This is a genomic window from Dyella sp., assembly GCF_035277725.1.
In the GTDB taxonomy this organism is placed as follows: domain Bacteria; phylum Pseudomonadota; class Gammaproteobacteria; order Xanthomonadales; family Rhodanobacteraceae; genus Dyella_B.
Window position 1 is genome coordinate 1 of record NZ_DATEJY010000001.1, and the last position, 17,274, is coordinate 17,274.

Here is a 17,274-nt window from a genome sequence, read left to right on the forward strand (position 1 = left end):
GTGAAGCGTGCGCCGGAAAGCTTGGCGCCGGTTTCGCCGTCGAGCCAGCCGTGGCGTTCGCCGAGGTCGACGTGGTCTTTCACGGCGAAATCGAACTGGCGCGGCGTGCCCCAGCGGGTGATTTCCTGGTTGTGGTTTTCGTCTTTGCCCAGCGGCACGGATTCGTGCGGCAGGTTGGGAATGCCGAGCGCAATGTCGTTGAGCTTGGCCTGCACTTCGGCCAGGGCGTGCTCGTTGGCCTTGAGCTTGTCGCCGATGCCGGCGACTTCGGCCATCAGCGGGGCGACGTCTTCGCCCTTGGCCTTGGCCTGGCCGATGGCCTTGGAGCGGGTGTTGCGCAGGTTCTGCAGTTCCTGCGTCTCGGTGGAGAGCTGCTTGCGTTGGCTTTCCAGCGCTTCCACGGCGGCCACGTCGAGCGTGAAGCCACGGGTTTCCTTCAGGCGCGTGGCGGTTTCGGCCAGGCGCGAACGCAGCAGTGCGGGGTCCAGCATGTTCGGATCCGAATGTGGGGCAAGAACGCTGGATTATCGCTGTGGGGGCGCGGCGGTCGCAATGCGGCGCTCCGCCCGGTCAAACCGGCTTGCGCTCCGCGCGGCCGATCCACCACGCCATCACAGCGCCGGCGAGCAGCCAGCCGATGAGTTGTTCGGCCAGCGCGGCCCAGGCTAACTCGACGGGGAAGCGGTACCAGGTCCAGTACGGCACCAGGGTGGACAGCCATGCGAACACGGCCGCTGCGGCGGCGATGCCGATGCGTTTGGCAAAGCCGAAGGCGGCGAGCCCCATCACGAAGGCGAGTGCCAGCGATGCAAGGGTGTCGGAGGCCCATTGGCGCGGGAGCTGGCGGTGCATGTCGGTCATGTCGTCGCCTTGCGGCAGGTAGACGATCCATGCGTAGGGCGAGGTGGCGGTTTTTTGTGCGTAGGCTTTGCGGGCGGCCTGATCGCTCCATTGCTTGGGGTCGAAGCTGGGCAGGATGTAGACGCCGGGGGTTTGGCCCAGGCCTTCGTGCAAAGTGCTGAGTACGGTGTCTTCGTGCACGGGTTGGTGGATGCCGGGGTTGCCGAGGCCGAGTGCCATGTGGGCGATGGCGCCCCAGATGAACATGATGAGGCCGCCGAGGATGGCGGCGATGAGGATGCGCATGGTGGTGCTCTCCCCCTTTGGATGGTGAGGGGAATTTAGGCGGTGTTTGGATGGCGTGCAAATGCCTGGGGCTACCCTCTACGGGAATGGCGACAATTGCCTCACCGTCATTCCGGCGAAGGCCGGAATCCAGTCTAAATATGCTGTGCGAAGCACTCCTAACCTATTTATGTTGAGTGCTTCGCACGCCATGTTTGAACTGGATTCCGGCGTTCGCCGGAATGACGAGTGGGGAGTTTTCGGCGATTGAAAGACCCTTAAATTCGGAGCATTGCCCCAACCCTCCCCTGCTACACGTAGGGGAGGGAGCAGATATGGCGTTGGTCGGGGTTTATTTCTTTCGCGCTTGTTTGCGCGCTTCGCGGAGGGCGAGAAGTTTTTCGCGCAGCTTCAATTCCAGGCCGCGTTCGACGGGTTCGTAGAACTCCATGCCTTCCAACGCATCGGGCAAGCACTGCTGATCGAGTGCGATGCCGCCCTCGGCGTCGTGGTCGTATTGATAGCCTTTACCGTAGCCCAGGCCTTTCATCAAACGCGTGGGTGCGTTGCGCAGGTGCATGGGCACTTCCAGCGTGCCGGTTTGGCCAACCACGTCGCGCGCTTTGTTATAGGCCATGTACGCGGCGTTGCTCTTGGGTGCGATGGCCAGCCAGATGGCGAGTTGCGCCAGGCCGAGTTCGCCTTCGGGGCTGCCGAGACGTTCGTAGGTATCCCACGCATCCAGTGCCATGCGCCAAGCGCGTGGTTCGGCCAAGCCAACATCTTCCACCGCCATGCGCGTCATGCGGCGTGCGAGATAGAGCGGATCGCAACCGCCGTCGAGCATGCGTGTGAGCCAATACACGGCGGCATCGGGATCGGAGGAGCGCACGGATTTGTGCAAGGCGGAGATCTGGTCGTAGAACTGCTCGCCGCCTTTGTCGAAGCGGCGCGTGCGATCGGCCAGCACTTGCTCCAGCGTGGTTTCGTCGATGCTGTGACCATCGGCCAATTCGGCGGCGATTTCCAGCAAGGTGAGTGCGCGGCGCACGTCGCCGTCGGCGGCCTGGGCAATCAGGCGCAAGGCGGAGTCGGAAACTTGCAGTTGCTGTGCGCCAAGGCCGCGTTCTGAATCGGCGAGTGCGCGTTGCAAGGCGGCGACGATGTCGTCGACGGAGACGGCGTCCAGCACATGCACGCGGCAGCGTGACAGCAACGCCGAATTCAATTCGAACGACGGGTTTTCGGTGGTAGCGCCGATGAAGATGATCACGCCGCGTTCGATATGCGGCAGGAAGGCATCCTGCTGTGCTTTGTTGAAGCGATGCACCTCGTCCACGAACAGCACGGTGCGCCGGCCTTGTGCGAAGTTCACCTCCGCTTCGGCCAAGGCTTTGCGTACGTCGGGCAAGCCGGAAAGCACGGCGGAAATGGCGCGAAAATCCGCATCGGCGTAGCGCGCTACCAGCAAGGCCAGCGTGGTCTTGCCGCAACCGGGCGGGCCCCACAGCACCATGGAATGCACGCGGCCGGCTTCGAGTGCGCGGCGCAGCGCCTTGCCGGGCGCGAGCAGGCGTTGCTGGCCGACTATCTCGTCGAGGGTGCGCGGGCGCATGCGCTCGGCGAGGGGTTTGAGTTCTTCGGTGTCGCTGCCGAACAGTTGCGGGGTATGGGGTGTTTCGCGTCGTTCCATCGGCTGATGATAGGGCATTCGGTGTGATGGGCGGCTGGGCGGTGTGCCACAACGCTTGCCGCGGTCGTAGGCTGGGATGAAATCCCAGCATGCGTTTGGCATCGCGGCGCTGGGATTTCATCCCAGCCTACGGGCACGACCGCTTGCCCAAGAAAACATTTGCCCTTTATTATCGATAATGATTTATTTCATTACCAATGCATAGCTTAGACTTAGCTTAATTCAATCCCGTCATTTATCTATGAAACCGACCGCCTTTATTACACCGGCAATGCAAAGCTTAGATTAGCCTTAGCGCATTTTCTTTCGCATCACATAATCGTCATTTTTAATGCCATTGTTACGGAACTGTCATCTTGCATCTCTACGGTGTCGGCCTTTCTACAACCCGCCGATACCGGAAAAAAACAATGACTGCATCGACACATGCGCTGTACCGCCGCACGCCGGTCTATCTTGCTCTTTGCGTGGCCCTGGCCGTTGCGGCACCCCTTCATGCGCAGGATGCGAGCCATGACGGCACTAATGTCATTAGCGGCCCCAGCGCCGTGGATAATAGCGGCGATGGCACCTCCAATAATCCCAAAACGCTTAATGGCGTACAGGTAACGGCCAATACGGCGGTCAGCTCGATCGCCCCCACGCAAGGCTCGACCATCGCCACCGAGCCGCAATCGATTATCGGCAGCACCTATATCCAGGAAAATGTCCCGCCCACCGGCGACTACACCGACGTCGCCGCCATCGCGCCCAGCGTGTACACCGTGACGCCGAACGGCGCCGGCCTGATGGAAGCGGCGGTGGTGTCCATTCGCGGCTTCCAGGATGGCCAGTACAACGTGACGTTCGACGGTATTCCGTGGATGGATTCCAACGACTTCACGCACCACTCCACGTCGTACTTCACCAACCAGGAAACCGGCAGCGTGGTGGTGGATCGCGGCCCGGGTACAGCCAGCACGCTGGGCAATGCCACGTTCGGCGGCACCATTTCGGTGGATTCGATCAACCCGCAGGCGAAGTTCAACGTCAATCCGTACATCAGCTTCGGCAGCTGGGATACCGCCATTGAAGGCGCGCGTATCGATACCGGCGCCTTCACCAATAGCGGCACCACCGCCGTGATCAACCTGCAGAATGGTGAGTCGGATGGTTATCTCAGCTACGCCGGCCAGCGTCGCCAGAGTGTGTTCGCCAAAGTGATTCAGCCGCTGGGCGATAACACCACGCTGACGTTTGCCGCGCTGTGGAACAATCTTCACCAGTACGTGCCGTTTGGCGCGACCAAGGCGCAGATTGCGCAGTACGGCGTCAATTACGGTTTGAACAATGACCCCACCAGCCAGGCCTACTATCGCTACAACAAGGACGAGATCGACACGGACATGGCCTATATCGGCCTGCATTCGGAGTTCTCCGGCTGGACGATCGACAACAAGACCTACACCTACGGCTACAACCACTTCGGTTTCAACGGCGAAGATCCGAATGGCGAAACGCCCAATGGCACCGCCTACAGCCTCACTGACGTGCCCGGCCAGCACATGCGCAACACGAACCGTTCGTGGGGCGACATCTTCCGCTTGAGCAAGGAAATCGGTCCGGGTGAAGTGCGTACCGGCGTGTGGTACGACCATCAGGACGATATTCGTTGGCTCTACGAATTCGACGATACCCTCAATGCGTTGAATCCCGTGGTCGTCCCTGGCGCATCGACGTTGCAAATGGCTGCCGCCGATCGCCGCATGAACGATTCGCTAGTCACCATCCAGCCGTTTGTCGAATACCAGTGGAACATCACCGACAACGCCTATTTTGTCGGCGGCGCGAAGTACAACTACTTCAAGCGCAACCTTGATGCATCGGTAAATCAGAAGACGGGCACGCCGCTGAATTACTCCAAGGATTGGAACGTCACCCTGCCCTCGGCTGCGTTCCATTACGCATTCACCTCCAACTGGACCGCGTATGCGCAGTGGGCCAAAGGCTTCCTGGCGCCCAACCTCAACCTGCTCTACGTGCCGAATCCGGCTTTCTCCGACAGCGCCGTGGCACCGGAAAAGACCACCAACATCCAGCTCGGCAGCACCTGGAGCAGCGATCGCCTGACGCTGTCGGCTGACGTCTACAAGATCAACTTCAACAACTTCGTGCAGAGCCGCAAAGTTGCCGGCCTCACTTATTTCTACAACGGCGGCGGCGTGCACTATAAGGGCGTCGAGCTGGAAGGCACCTACATGCTGCGCGCCGGTTTCAGCGTGTATGCCAATGGTTCGTTGAACCGCGCCATTCAGACGGCCGACAACTCGTGGAATCCGAACACGCCGCACAAGACGGCTGCGCTGGGCTTTATCTACAGCAACGGCCCCATTTACGCCTCGCTGGTCGACAAGTTCGTGGGCAAGACGTATTACACCGCCAACAACAACGACGACACGCCGATCGGCGGCTATGCGATCACCAACTTCACCGCCAGCTACAAGTTCGATCCGCATATCACCGATGTGAAAGATTTCAAGATCGGCTTCCAGATCAACAACATCTTCAACAACACGACGATCAATGCGCTGGCCGGCACCACTGGCGCGGATGGCACGCCGTTGTATTGGACGATTCCGGCGCGTAATTTCAACTTCACCGTATCGGCGGATCTGTTCTGATGAAACGCGGTGCACTGCTGTTTGCGTTGCTTCTGATCAGCCAGTCCGCCCTGGCTTATGGCGACGGCGCCTCTCCCGCTGTCGCTCCCTTGTCGAACCTGCTGCCGCCTCCGCCGGCAGCAGGTTCGACGGCGGCTCAACGTGATTTGCAGGCGGTGTTGACCGCACAGAAGACACGTACCGCACAGGACATGGCGGCGGCCAAGGGGGACACGGCGCGTTCCGTGTTTCGCTTTGCCGATGCGTTGGGATTGACGACGCAGCCGGCCTCGTTGCCAAAGACAGCTGCCTTCTTCGAGAGTGTGGCGAAGCTGGACAAGGCCGAAGCGAAGGAAGCCAAGGAGTTCTGGAAACACCCGCGCCCTTCGGTGGTGTCCAGCCAAGTGCATGCCTTGTCGAAGGAGAAGCCCGATGATTGGAGCTATCCGAGCGGGCACGCGACGTTCGGCTACAGCGCAGCGGTGTTATTGGCCAACATGCTGCCCGAAAAGCGTGCGGCGATTTTTGCGCGGGCGGATGTGTATGGCGAGCATCGCGTGGTGATGGGTGTGCATTTTCCTAGTGATGTGGAGGCAGGGAAAATTGCAGGGACAGTGATTGCGGATGAGATATTGCGCGATCCGCAGTGGCAGGCTGATTACGCTGCGGCACGTGGTGAGTTGCGGCGGGCGCTGGGGTTGCCTTGACGTAGGCTGGGATGGCAATCCCAGCATGAAGATGGCAAAGAGCGCTGGGATTGCATCCCAGCCTACAGTCAATTCGAAGCGAATCATCATTCCGGCGAAGGTCGGAATGATGGTGAAGGTAAACCCGGTCTATCGCGCAGACCGCTGCAAAAAGAAATGCCGGTAAATGCCGTACCCCAACCCGACAACACCCGTAAGCACCGCCGGCACCAGCAACACCCGCTCCTGCATGTATGCATACCCCAGCGCGCCCAGCATCGATCCGACGATAAAGTTGCTGGCCACCAGCACGCAGATGTGGATGCGCAATACATCCACATCCAGGCCACGCAAACGCTGGCCCAGGTACATGCCCAAATCCGTAAAGATGCCCGATACGTGCGTCGTGCGCAGGGCCGCGCCGCTGTAGGTGCTCACCATCGCGTTCTGCAAACCGCAGGCGCCTGCAGCCAGATAAAGTCCAAGATCCTTGGCATCGTGAATCAACGGCATCGCGAGGAACAGCAGCACCGATTCCAGCATCAGCACCACACCGTAACGACGCCCCAGTTGCAGTGCCCGTTGTTCGACGATGAAGCCGCTCACGATGGCGCCGATCAAAAACGACACCAGGGTCAGGCCCCAGTGCGCGATCTCTTTGAGATCACCGTGCGCAACCGCAATGCCGAGTTCGGTGCTGGTGCCGGTGAGATGTGTCACCGGCTGATGGCGAAAGCACAAATAACCAACCGCGTTGATGCAACCGGCGACCAGCGCGAGCAGGCCGCCGCCGATCCAGGCCCAACGGGGTAGCTGGCGGATCAATTTTTCAGCGGTTGTGTGTTGAGTTCAGGCAGATCGCCGATCACATCCGCGCCTTTCGGCGGGGTGAAGTTGAAATCCTGCGGCGGGATTTCCGGGTTGCGCTTCCAGTTGGAGAAGCGGATGTCGGTGATGGCGCCGAGCTGATCCTTGAATTGCATGCGCGCCAGGCCGTTCGCATCGAAGCCGAGGTCGGCGTAGCTGAATTGCGGATCTTGTGCGGTGGACGTGAGACGCAGCCAGACCAGGCCGTCATGTTCACCCTGCTCGGTGACGTGGAATTCCTTGTCGAGCTGGGAGAGATCGGTCAGCACGGTCAGGGGGCTGTGCGCTTCTTCGGTGTCCTGGCGGCGCACGGTGACCTGTTCCAGGTCCGGGTCGTACAGCCATACGCGGCTGCCGTCGGCGACGATGGTTTGCTTGTAGGGCGCGAGCGTATCCCAGCGGAATTGGCGGGGCGCCTGCAGTACCAGCGTGCCATTGCTGGTTTTGTTGTTTTTGCCGTTGGGGTCGGTGAGGGTTTGCGAGAAGTTGCCGGAGACGGCGTGCAAGCCTTGGGCGAAGGCGTCGAGGCGGGCGCGGGCCGGGCCGGTGGCGGCTTGGGCCAGAGTGCTTGCGAACAGCAGCAACGCGGCAAGAAGGGCTGCGACGTGGAGGCGTTTCATGGATTCCTGTTCCTGGTTTGCCTGCGGCAAGCATAGTAGGTTGGGGAGAGGCGAAGCCGAACCCCAACACAATGGCGCATGGGGCGCCGGAACACCTTCTTTTTAGCGATCCGGCGCGTAGGCTGGGATGACAATCCCAGCTTTTTTTGAGGCTTCACGATGCTGGAATTGTCATCCCAGCCTACGTGGTTCCTGCGGACCGTTTCGTCTGGAAATCAATGCTTCGGCGGCGGTGGCGCCAGCACTTCGCGGTTGCCGTTATGCAGCGGTGCACTCACCACGCCATCCTGCTCCATCTGCTCGATCAAGCGCGCGGCACGGTTGTAGCCGATGCGCAGATGGCGCTGCACGCCGGAGATCGACGCGCGACGCGTTTCGGTGACGATGCGCACGGCCTTGTCGTAAAGCTGCGCCTCGGCGTCGCCGCCTTCTTCCCCATCTTGCGGCAGGCCGGATTCGTTGATGAATTTGCCGTCGCTGGTGGCCTGCACTTCTTCCAGCACGCCTTCGATGTACTGCGGCGCGCCCTGGGCTCTCAGCCAGTTCACCACGTTGTGCACTTCATGGTCGTCGACGAAGGCGCCGTGCACGCGGTCGGGCGTGGCGGTGCCGGGCGGGAGATAGAGCATGTCGCCGTGGCCGAGCAGCGTTTCCGCACCGGATTGGTCGAGAATGGTGCGCGAGTCGATTTTGCTGGATACCTGGAACGCGATACGCGTCGGGATATTCGCCTTGATCAAACCGGTGATCACATCCACCGACGGACGCTGCGTGGCGAGGATCAAGTGCACGCCAGCAGCACGGGCCTTCTGCGCCAGGCGGGCGATGAGTTCTTCCACCTTCTTGCCGACGATCATCATCATGTCGGCGAACTCGTCGATGATCACGACGATGTACGGCAGCGTCTCCAGCGGCTCGGCCACCTGGTTGGGCATGTCGGGATTGGGGCGGAACAGTGGATCCAGCAGCGGCTGGCCGGCGTTCTCGGCGTCCTTCACTTTCTTGTTGAAGCCTGCGAGGTTGCGCACGCCCACCGCGGCCATCAGCTTGTAGCGGCGTTCCATCTCGGCCACGCACCAGCGCAACGCGTTGGCGGCTTCCTTCATGTCGGTGACGACCGGCGCGAGCAGATGCGGAATGCCCTCGTAGACCGAGAGTTCCAGCATCTTCGGGTCGATCATGATCATGCGCACGTCTTTGGCGCTGGCCTTGTACAACAGGCTCAGCACCATCGCGTTCACCGCCACGGATTTACCGGAACCGGTGGTACCGGCGACCAGCAAGTGCGGCATCTTGGCGAGATCGGCCACCATGGGGCGGCCGCCAATATCCTTGCCCAGTGCGAGCGTGAGCGGCGATTTCTGCTGATCGTATTTATCGGAGCGCAGGATTTCCGACAGGTACACGATCTGCTTCTTCGCGTTCGGAATTTCCAGGCCGATCACGTTCTTGCCCGGAATCACGTCGACCACGCGCACGCTGACCACCGAAAGGCCGCGCGCGATGTCCTTGTCCAGGCTCGATACCTGGCTGCCGCGCACGCCGGCGGCGGGTTCCATCTCAAAGCGGGTGATCACCGGGCCGGGGAACACACCCACCACCTTGGCTTCGATCTTGAAGTCCTTGAGCTTCAATTCGACCTGGCGCGAGAGCACTTCCAGCGTTTCTTCCGAATAGCCCGGGCCCTGCTCCGGCGCTTCATCCAGCAGCGACAGCGGCGGCAGTTCGCCAGGCTGTGCAGCGCCGACGAACAGCGGGATCTGCGTTTCCACGCGCGCGCGTTCGCTCTTCACCACGGGTGCGGCGGGTGCCTCGATGCGCACGGGTTCGCGCTTGGCCTGCTTGATCGCCTCGGTTTTCTTCACCACTTCGCGCTCGACGCGCGCCTGGTGCGCGGCGATCACTTCCGGCGCCTTGCGCAGCTTGCCGCCGAACCAGCCGGCGAGCTTCAGCACGCCCTGCCCGGTGAGATCCATCAGCTTGAACCAGGACAGCCCGGTGGCGAAGGTGACGGCGACCAGGAAAATGGCCAGCAGGAACAGCGGCGCGCCCTTATCGCCAAACGCACCGAGCAAGGCATGGCCGATGCCGCGGCCAATCACGCCACCCGGGCCTTCCGGCGCCATCACGCTGTCGTGGAAGATGATCCAGCACAAGCCCGGCGCGGTAATGAAAAAGAACACCGAACCGATCAGGCGCAGCGACGGCTCCCACGGCTGCACGCTGCGCACGCCATGATTGCGCAGCACTTTTATGCCGAGCAGCAACAGCAGCAGGGGGAAGCAGTACGCCACGATGCCGAACAGATAGCGCAGCAGATCGGCGATGTACGCGCCCACCGTGCCGCCCAGGTTGTGCACGTGGCCGCCGGTGTCGGCATGCGACCAGCCGGGATCGGCGGCGTCGTAACTGAAGAGACACACCAGGAGATAGAGAGCCAACGGCAACAGCAGCAACGCGCCCGCCTCACGCAGGCGGCGCTTCACTTCCTCGCTGAGGCCAGTCTTTTCCTTTGCTTTTCGTACGTTTGCGCTGCGCGCCGCCACCGGGGTGTGTTTCCTTGTAGGAATGTCGAACAAATTTGCGCGTTGCAGTGTAACCAACCGAAGGTGGCCGCCGAACAGCGAGGGCCATGCCGTCGATGGACAGGTTCAGAAACGGGTCGCGCAAGTCAGCCTTGAATAGCCCCTGCGACTTCCCCATCCTTGCGGCTTCGATCACCCAAGCCCGACAGGCTCCAGCGCCTGAGAAGACGGCTCCGCGATCCAGAACTGCCCTGATAAATTGCCTGCAACCCCTTAAGGATAATAGCAATGACCACCCCCAAGCATAGCCGCCTGCTGATCCTCGGCTCGGGCCCCGCCGGTTACACCGCCGCGGTGTACGCCGCGCGTGCCAACCTCAAGCCGACCATGGTCACCGGCCTGCAGCAGGGTGGTCAATTAATGACCACTACCGAGGTCGACAACTGGCCGGGCGACGTGAAAGGCGTGCAGGGTCCGGAACTGATGCAGCGCATGGCCGAACACGCCGAGCGCTTCGAAACCGAGATGGTGTTCGACCATATTCACCAGGTCGACCTCAAGCAGCGTCCGTTCCGCCTGAAAGGTGATTCGGGCGAATACACCTGCGATGCGCTGATCATCGCCACAGGCGCCACCGCCAAGTATCTCGGCATTCCCAGCGAGGAACATTACAAAGGCAAGGGCGTATCGGCCTGCGCGACGTGCGACGGTTTCTTCTTCCGCGAGCAGGACATCGTGGTGGTTGGCGGCGGCAACACCGCCGTGGAGGAAGCGCTGTACCTGGCCAACATCGGCCGCAAGGTGTACCTGGTGCATCGCCGCGACAAGCTGCGCGCGGAGAAAATCATGCAGGACAAGCTGTTCGAGAAAGCCGCCGCCGGCAAGATCGAGCTGGTGTGGAACCACACCATCGCCGAAGTACTGGGCGACAACACCGGCGTGACCGGCGTGCGCGTGAAGGACATCAACAGCGGTACGACGCGCGATATCGCGGCAACCGGCTTCTTCGTCGCGATTGGCCACACGCCCAACACCGGCATTTTCGAAGGCCAGCTGGACATGCACGACGGCTACATCAAGATCCGCAGCGGCCTGGAAGGCATGGCGACGATGACCTCGGTGCCGGGCGTGTTTGCAGCAGGCGACGTGGCGGACCATGTGTATCGCCAGGCGGTGACGTCGGCGGGCTTCGGCTGCATGGCGGCGCTGGATGCGGAGCGGTGGTTGGATCAGAACGTGAAGGTTTGAGGTTTGTCGTTTCCATTCCTAGCATTGGGAAAGCAACCTAATTCCGTCGCCCCGGCGAACGCCGGAGCCCAGCGACTTCGCTCTGAACCAAAGCCACTAGGCCCCGGCGTTCGCCGGGGCGACGGGCATAAAACACGTGCTCCCCACTCCTCAACCATGGAGTGATGATGATTGAAGCCCGCTTCCACGACAGCATCGACGAGATCCCCGCTTCCGCCTGGGACACCCTGCGCCCGGACGACAATCCCTTCCTCTCGCACGCCTTTCTCGCCGGTCTCGAACGCACCGGCTGCATACGCCCTGAGTGGGGCTGGCAAGCGCATCACCTGGGTCTTTATCGCAATGGCGCGTTGATTGCCGCGGCGCCGCTGTACTTGAAAGGCAACTCGCACGGCGAATTCGTGTTCGATTGGAGCTGGGCAGCTGCATGGGAACGCGCGGGTGGCCAGTACTATCCCAAGCTGCTCAATGCCGTGCCCTACTCGCCCGTGACCGGGCCGCGCTTGCTCGTTGGGAACGATGCGACGCAAGCATCCGAACGACGTGAGTTGCTGGTGGAAGCGATGCGCCAGCAAGCGCAACGGCTGCAGTTATCGTCCGTGCATGCCAACTTCCTCATCGACGCAGAGCTTGATGCCTTCGATGAGGACTGGATGGGACGCAGTGACGTGCAATTCCATTGGCACAATCAAGGCTATGCGGATTTCGAAACCTTCCTGGCCGCGCTCAATCACAAGAAGCGCAAGAACATCCGCCACGAGCGCAAACGTGTCGCATCGCACGGCCTGGCTATCGGCATGGTTGGCGGTGCGGAGCTGACGGCCCGCGAATGGCGCCGCGTGCATGCGCTCTACACCGATACCTTCGATGCCAAGGGCAATCACGCCGCGCTCACCGAGCCGTTCTTTCAATACCTGCGCAAGGAACTCGGCAACACGGTGCAGCTGGCGCTGGCCAGGCAGCAAGGAGAGATCGTGGCGGTGGCGTTGATGTTGCGCAGTGCCAGCACGTTGTACGGGCGCTATTGGGGCGCCTGCGTCGATCTGCCGGATCTGCATTTCGAGCTGTGTTACTACCAGGGCATCGAATACGCGATTGCGCAGGGCCTGCAGCGGTTCGAACCGGGCGCGCAAGGTGAGCACAAGCTCGCGCGCGGCTTTCTGCCGACGCGCACGCATTCGCGCCACTACCTGGTGCATGAGGGCTTCCGCAGTGCCGTACGTCGGGCGCTTGCGCACGAATGCGAGAGCATGGACGCTTATGCTGACGATCTGCGCGATCACAGCCCCTACGCCCAATCATGATTCGTTTGCCTCGGCTCGACGACCACGCGCCGGGTCATTTCCCCGACCCTCGCACCGCCCTCATCGAACCCAACGGCTTGCTTGCGTTCGGCGGCGACCTTTCGCCACTGCGCCTGATGACGGCGTACGCAAACGGCATCTTTCCCTGGTACAACGAAAACGAACCGATCCTGTGGTGGTCTCCCGATCCACGCTGCGTGTTTGAGACCGATGCACTGCGCCCCAATCGCAGCCTGCGCCGGACACTGCACGGCAAGGTGTGGAACATCACGGTGAATCGCGCTTTCCGGGCGGTGATGCAGGCTTGCGCGGCGCCGCGACCCGGCCAGTTCGGTACCTGGATCAGCCCCGCGATGATGGATGCCTACGAAGCCCTGCATCAGCTGGGCTGTGCGCACAGCATCGAGGTGTGGGACCAGGAACGGTTGGTGGGTGGTATCTACGGTGTATCCATCGGCCGCTTGTTTTGCGGCGAATCAATGTTCAGCGTAGAAAGCGGTGGCTCGAAGCTGGCTTTGTGTGCCCTGGCTGCGTTGCTGCGCGAGTGGGAATTTCCATTGATCGATGCGCAGGTGAGCAATCCGCATTTGCTGGGGCTGGGTGCGGTGGAGATATCGCGCGACGTGTTCTTGGAAAACGTCGCGGCCTTGGTGACGGCGCCATTTGATGAGAAGCGGTGGAAAGATCTTCCCTGTATTCCTGCACAACGTATTCTGGAAAACGGCTGCTTTACGTTGCGAGACACGTAGGCTGGGATGGAATCCCAGCATGATTGGCATGGCGATGCTGGGATTTCATCCCAGCCTACGATTTACGCCGTTGGCGCTCGCGTTCCTTCACATGATCAATGAACGCACGCAACTTCGGCATGATCTGCCTGCGGCTGGGGTAGTAGAGGAACACGCCCGGCATCACCGGCGCATAACGCTCCAGAACTTGCACCAACGTCTTTGTTCTCAAACCTTCCGCCACCATCGGCTGCGGCAACTGGGCAAGGCCAACGCCTTCCAGTGCCGCGCCAAGCATGGTCGGAAAATCATTGGCGATCAGCGGGCCGGCGACGGCGATTTCGATCGCGCGCCCGTTGTCGTTGAACGTCCATGGCGCGAGTGCGCCGTTGGAGCGCCGCCAGCGCAAGCAAGCGTGTTGGCGTAGATCGTCCAGGATTCTGGGCCGCTTGCGGCTTTTGAAATACGCCGGACTGCCGACCACGACGAAAGGAAACGGCGGGCTCAACGGCACGGCAACCATATCGGCATCAAGAAACTGCCCCATGCGCACACCGGCGTCGAAGCCTTCCGCGGCAAGGTCGATCAATTCCTCGCTGGCGGCGATTTCCACTTCGATCTCGGGATAGGCCGCGCAAAACGATGCAATCAGCGGCTCCAGCAGGATCGGCACCGCCGCGCGCGGTACGGAAAGACGCAACAATCCCGCTGGCCGCTGACCAAGTCCGCGCGCTACGTCACTGGCCGCCACGAGTTCCTCGAAAGCCGGCTTGGCACGCGATAGAAACCGTTCGCCTGCTTCGGTCAGGCCAACGCTGCGCGTGGTGCGCATGAAAAGCGCAGCGCCGATACGTGTTTCAAGCACGCGAACCGCTTGGCTGATGGCCGAGGGCGTTACGCCAAGTTCCGCCGCGGCCCGGCGAAAACTGCGGTGCCGAGCGACGCTGAGAAACGCTTCCACCCCATCCAGTGCGCCCTGCCTGACTGTGAAGTTTTGCTTCATAGCCCATCAACATTGTGAGCGATAGTCGCTCGTGCGAGGCGATGGTACACCTTACTCACCCCGCACTCATGAGGACGTTTTGCCATGACCGATGCACTTGAAGGCGTCCGCAACCACTATCGCGCGACCGGCCTGACCGAGCGGCTGAAGACGGCGCTTGCCGTGTTCGGGCCGGAGCACCAAACGCTGACGCCACAGCAATTGGGTACGCTCGATCAATTCCACACGCGAGGGCTTGCCGCCACCGCGGAACTGGCCACGCTGACGGGCATTCATGCCGGCATGTCGGTGCTGGACGTCGGTTCGGGCATTGGCGGCCCGGCCCGTTTTTTGGCGGCCAACTATGGCTGCAAAGTCACAGGCATCGACCTCAGCGAACCGTTTGTGGACGCTGCGCGCTATCTCACCCAACGCACACGACAAAGCGAGCAGGTGTCGTTTCATGCCGCCAGCGCCTTGGAACTTCCTTTCGATGTCGACCGCTTCGACGTCGCGTTGCTGCAGCATGTGGCGATGAACATCGCCGACCGCGCACGGCTCTATCAGGAAATACGGCGCGTGTTGAAACCCGGCGGCAAACTGGCGACATTCGACGTAGTGATCAACAACGGCGAACCGCACTACCCCGTTCCATGGGCACGCACGGCGGCTACCTGTTTTCTGCTCACCGCCGATGCAACGCGCGAAGCGATCGAACGCGCAGGTTTCCGCACGCTGGTATGGCAAGACGACACCGCAGCGGCAAAAGCGTGGATGGCTCAGCTGCGCGATGCCGGGCCGCTACCGTCGCCGAATCTCGGTGTAGTGATGGGAACGGATTTTGCGCAGCTGGCCACCAATCTCGGGCGCAGTCTGCTGGAAGGCCGGCTCGGTGTGCTTACCGCCGTGTTCGAGGCCATCGCCTGACAGGAGGCACCATGTCACCGGAACTTCTTTTTCGACTGCATCTTGTGCTGGGCTATGTCGCGTGGCTGCTCTGCTTTGGCGTCTACCTCTGGCCCAGGCTCAGGTCGATGACACCGTTCGATGCGCAACGCGCCATCGCCACCTTGCATAGTTTCCGCTTCTTCGGATTGGTGTTTATCCTGCCGGGCGTGGTCAGCCCCGGCTTGCCAGCAAGCTTCGCCAGGTTCGCGGCATACGGCGACTTCGCCACCGGTTTGCTGGCGATGCTGGCGCTGCTGACGGCGCGCATCCGCCCGCTGTTCTGGTTGTTCGTGGTGGCGTTCAACGTGATGGGCACGATCGATCTGGTGGTCGATTATTACCATGCCGTGCGCATCAATCTGCCGGCGCGTGCGGGCGAACTGGGAAGCACCTATGCCATTCCCATCATCTATGTGCCGCTGCTGATGATCACGCATGTCACGGCGTACTATCGGTTGTTGCGCCCGCAGACCAAGGCTGCCGCGCTGGCAGCGACGTAGGTTGGGGTGCGAACCCCAACATTGTGATGTCCGCATGCATGGCGATGTTGGGGTTCGCGTTCCGCTCACCCCAACCTACGGTGGATCGGCGTCAGTGGTTCAAAGCCAGTGCTTTCAATTCGGCGTAGTGATCGAGAAACAGCGCGACCAGATGCGGATCGAGATGGTTGCCCGAAGCATGGCGCAGGTAATCCAGTACTTCCGCTTCCGGCCATGCGGGCTTGTATACGCGCGAATGGCTCAAGGCATCCCACACGTCCACCACGCTGAAAATGCGGGCGGCTAGCGGAATCGCCTCGCCCTGCAAACCCTGCGGATAGCCGGTGCCGTCCCAGCGTTCGTGGTGGCTGTAGGGAATGGCGCTGGCGCCGCGCAGAAAATCGATTCGCTGCAGCATGTCGTAGCCCATGCGCGGATGGGTACGCATCAACTGGGTTTCTTCGTCGTCCAGTTTGCCGGGCTTGATCAGGATGGCATCCGGCAAGGCCAGCTTGCCGATGTCATGCAACAGTGCGCCGAACTTCACGTCACGCAGCGCATCGCCTTCCAGGCCCGCCAGCCTGGCCAGGCCAAGCGCCATGCGCACGACGCGCTCGGAATGGTCGCTGGTTTCCTTGTGCCGGATGTCCATGGCTTCCACCAGCACGTGCAGCGCTTGCTCGTGACTGACGAGCAATTGCCGATTGGCTTCGCTCAGGCGTCGCACGGTGCGGCCGATCATCCAATACAGCAAGAGGCCGGTGCCGAGAACGAACAACCATCCTTTGGCGATCTGGTAAAGGATGATGCGGCGCGGGTCATGCACCAGGTAGCCCAGCAGATGCCCGGAAAACCAGATCCATGCCGCCGAAACCAGCACATAGATGCCGGCGGTGCGCAATTGCGGACTGATCCTTATCACGGGCTGGCAAACATTCGGCAGGTAAACAATGCATGGGAATGGCGCGACGTCAGCAAACTGTTGCAATCGCTGTCACGAAGATATGCCACGCCCTGCCCCTGTGTATCTAAAAGATGCATTCTGCCATCCGCCGAGTGAAGCATGTCGCGCTCATTTGCGCAATTCGGCGCGTGACGTTCTGCAACGGCGTTATCGTTGCGAACATCTCTTGCGATGGCCTACCCAAGGGCGCCCGCTCCGAACTTAAGGCTTCCACCATCGCCGCAGAGCCCCAACTCGTCATTCCAGCGAAAGCGCATTGCTGTCCGGGGAAATTCGCTGCGCTCTAGACAAGCACATCTGCAACTCAACCGAAGCCCCTTTTTTCCAGCAAATTCAAAGCTAGCGATTCGTCGCCCCGGCGAACGCCGGGGCCCAGTGTCTTTGACGACCTGTAAGTCGCTGGATCCCGGCTTTCGCCGGGACGACGAGCTTTTTAGCCATTTCGCTTAAACAAGCAAAACTTTCC

14 protein-coding genes and 1 pseudogene are annotated in these 17,274 nt (G+C 61.2%); 7 read left to right on the forward strand and 8 right to left on the reverse strand.

Annotated elements, in window-relative coordinates:
• The 3 genes and pseudogenes from VJR68_RS00005 to VJR68_RS00015 form a co-directional block, all read right to left on the reverse strand.
• Nucleotides 1-491: pseudogene (locus tag VJR68_RS00005) on the reverse strand (serine--tRNA ligase); the annotation flags it as partial.
• A 79-nt stretch (nt 492-570) separates the two neighbouring features.
• Nucleotides 571-1,146 carry a hypothetical protein gene (locus VJR68_RS00010; RefSeq protein WP_324145492.1) on the reverse strand — a complete coding sequence of 192 codons (576 nt, stop codon included), beginning with the start codon at nt 1,144-1,146 and terminating at the stop codon, nt 571-573.
• A 331-nt stretch (nt 1,147-1,477) separates the two neighbouring features.
• Nucleotides 1,478-2,818, reverse strand: coding sequence for a replication-associated recombination protein A (locus VJR68_RS00015; RefSeq protein ID WP_324145493.1), 1,341 nt, complete (start codon nt 2,816-2,818; stop codon nt 1,478-1,480).
• Between the two features lie 410 nt (nt 2,819-3,228).
• On the opposite strand from VJR68_RS00015, the gene VJR68_RS00020 reads away from it, so the two are divergent.
• Together VJR68_RS00020 and VJR68_RS00025 are read left to right on the forward strand one after the other, a co-directional pair.
• Nucleotides 3,229-5,478 (forward strand): TonB-dependent receptor, encoded by a 2,250-nt coding sequence (locus VJR68_RS00020; RefSeq protein ID WP_324145494.1) that lies wholly within the window; start codon nt 3,229-3,231, stop codon nt 5,476-5,478.
• A complete protein-coding gene (locus VJR68_RS00025) occupies nt 5,478-6,164 on the forward strand; it encodes a phosphatase PAP2 family protein (RefSeq protein WP_324145495.1) in 687 nt (228 codons plus the stop codon). The genes VJR68_RS00020 and VJR68_RS00025 overlap by 1 nt, the downstream gene beginning before the upstream one ends.
• A 129-nt stretch (nt 6,165-6,293) precedes the next feature.
• Here the strand turns inward: VJR68_RS00025 and VJR68_RS00030 are convergent, their stop codons facing one another.
• The 3 genes from VJR68_RS00030 to VJR68_RS00040 all read right to left on the reverse strand — a co-directional run bounded on the left by VJR68_RS00030 (nt 6,294) and on the right by VJR68_RS00040 (nt 10,176).
• Nucleotides 6,294-6,968 carry a YoaK family protein gene (locus VJR68_RS00030; protein WP_324145496.1) on the reverse strand — a complete coding sequence of 225 codons (675 nt, stop codon included), beginning with the start codon at nt 6,966-6,968 and terminating at the stop codon, nt 6,294-6,296.
• On the reverse strand, nt 6,965-7,630 hold the full coding sequence (gene lolA / locus VJR68_RS00035; RefSeq protein WP_324145497.1) for an outer membrane lipoprotein chaperone LolA: 666 nt from the start codon (nt 7,628-7,630) through the stop codon (nt 6,965-6,967). Before lolA ends, VJR68_RS00030 begins: the two co-directional genes overlap by 4 nt.
• A gap of 215 nt (nt 7,631-7,845) precedes the next feature.
• Nucleotides 7,846-10,176 carry a DNA translocase FtsK gene (locus VJR68_RS00040; RefSeq protein ID WP_414647712.1) on the reverse strand — a complete coding sequence of 777 codons (2,331 nt, stop codon included), beginning with the start codon at nt 10,174-10,176 and terminating at the stop codon, nt 7,846-7,848.
• Nucleotides 10,177-10,443: 267 nt separating this feature from the next.
• Between VJR68_RS00040 and trxB the strand changes: the two genes are divergently transcribed.
• The 3 genes from trxB to aat all read left to right on the forward strand — a co-directional run bounded on the left by trxB (nt 10,444) and on the right by aat (nt 13,456).
• Nucleotides 10,444-11,403, forward strand: a complete 960-nt coding sequence (gene trxB / locus VJR68_RS00045; protein ID WP_324145498.1) for a thioredoxin-disulfide reductase — start codon at nt 10,444-10,446, stop codon at nt 11,401-11,403.
• A gap of 167 nt (nt 11,404-11,570) precedes the next feature.
• Nucleotides 11,571-12,707 (forward strand): GNAT family N-acetyltransferase, encoded by a 1,137-nt coding sequence (locus VJR68_RS00050; protein WP_324145499.1) that lies wholly within the window; start codon nt 11,571-11,573, stop codon nt 12,705-12,707.
• Nucleotides 12,704-13,456: a leucyl/phenylalanyl-tRNA--protein transferase gene (gene aat, locus VJR68_RS00055; RefSeq protein WP_324145500.1), complete on the forward strand. Its 753-nt coding sequence runs from the start codon at nt 12,704-12,706 to the stop codon at nt 13,454-13,456. The genes VJR68_RS00050 and aat overlap by 4 nt, the downstream gene beginning before the upstream one ends.
• Nucleotides 13,457-13,511: 55 nt before the next feature.
• Here aat and VJR68_RS00060 read toward each other — a convergent pair whose 3' ends face one another.
• Nucleotides 13,512-14,438 carry a LysR family transcriptional regulator gene (locus tag VJR68_RS00060; RefSeq protein ID WP_324145501.1) on the reverse strand — a complete coding sequence of 309 codons (927 nt, stop codon included), beginning with the start codon at nt 14,436-14,438 and terminating at the stop codon, nt 13,512-13,514.
• An 84-nt stretch (nt 14,439-14,522) separates the two neighbouring features.
• Here VJR68_RS00060 and VJR68_RS00065 point away from each other — a divergent pair, with 84 nt between their 5' ends.
• Both VJR68_RS00065 and VJR68_RS00070 read left to right on the forward strand, forming a co-directional pair.
• The gene (locus tag VJR68_RS00065) at nt 14,523-15,344 is read left to right on the forward strand and encodes a class I SAM-dependent methyltransferase (protein WP_324145502.1); all 822 of its coding nucleotides are present in this window, start codon (nt 14,523-14,525) and stop codon (nt 15,342-15,344) included.
• Between the two features lie 11 nt (nt 15,345-15,355).
• A complete protein-coding gene (locus VJR68_RS00070) occupies nt 15,356-15,865 on the forward strand; it encodes a hypothetical protein (RefSeq protein WP_324145503.1) in 510 nt (169 codons plus the stop codon).
• Nucleotides 15,866-15,956: 91 nt separating this feature from the next.
• Here the strand turns inward: VJR68_RS00070 and VJR68_RS00075 are convergent, their stop codons facing one another.
• Nucleotides 15,957-16,766 (reverse strand): HD-GYP domain-containing protein, encoded by an 810-nt coding sequence (locus VJR68_RS00075; protein ID WP_324145504.1) that lies wholly within the window; start codon nt 16,764-16,766, stop codon nt 15,957-15,959.
• Between the last annotated feature and the right edge of the window lie 508 nt (nt 16,767-17,274).

Excerpts from the sequence above, each read along its gene's own strand:
- trxB (WP_324145498.1), top strand. The coding sequence starts at position 10,444 with ATGACCACCCCCAAGCATAGCCGCCTGCTGATCCTCGGCTCGGGCCCC.
- VJR68_RS00050 (WP_324145499.1), top strand. The coding sequence starts at position 11,571 with ATGATTGAAGCCCGCTTCCACGACAGCATCGACGAGATCCCCGCTTCC.
- aat (WP_324145500.1), top strand. The coding sequence starts at position 12,704 with ATGATTCGTTTGCCTCGGCTCGACGACCACGCGCCGGGTCATTTCCCC.
- VJR68_RS00015 (WP_324145493.1), bottom strand. The coding sequence starts at position 2,818 with ATGGAACGACGCGAAACACCCCATACCCCGCAACTGTTCGGCAGCGAC.
- VJR68_RS00020 (WP_324145494.1), top strand. The coding sequence starts at position 3,229 with ATGACTGCATCGACACATGCGCTGTACCGCCGCACGCCGGTCTATCTT.
- VJR68_RS00025 (WP_324145495.1), top strand. The coding sequence starts at position 5,478 with ATGAAACGCGGTGCACTGCTGTTTGCGTTGCTTCTGATCAGCCAGTCC.
- VJR68_RS00060 (WP_324145501.1), bottom strand. The coding sequence starts at position 14,438 with ATGAAGCAAAACTTCACAGTCAGGCAGGGCGCACTGGATGGGGTGGAA.
- lolA (WP_324145497.1), bottom strand. The coding sequence starts at position 7,630 with ATGAAACGCCTCCACGTCGCAGCCCTTCTTGCCGCGTTGCTGCTGTTC.
- VJR68_RS00070 (WP_324145503.1), top strand. The coding sequence starts at position 15,356 with ATGTCACCGGAACTTCTTTTTCGACTGCATCTTGTGCTGGGCTATGTC.
- VJR68_RS00065 (WP_324145502.1), top strand. The coding sequence starts at position 14,523 with ATGACCGATGCACTTGAAGGCGTCCGCAACCACTATCGCGCGACCGGC.
- VJR68_RS00010 (WP_324145492.1), bottom strand. The coding sequence starts at position 1,146 with ATGCGCATCCTCATCGCCGCCATCCTCGGCGGCCTCATCATGTTCATC.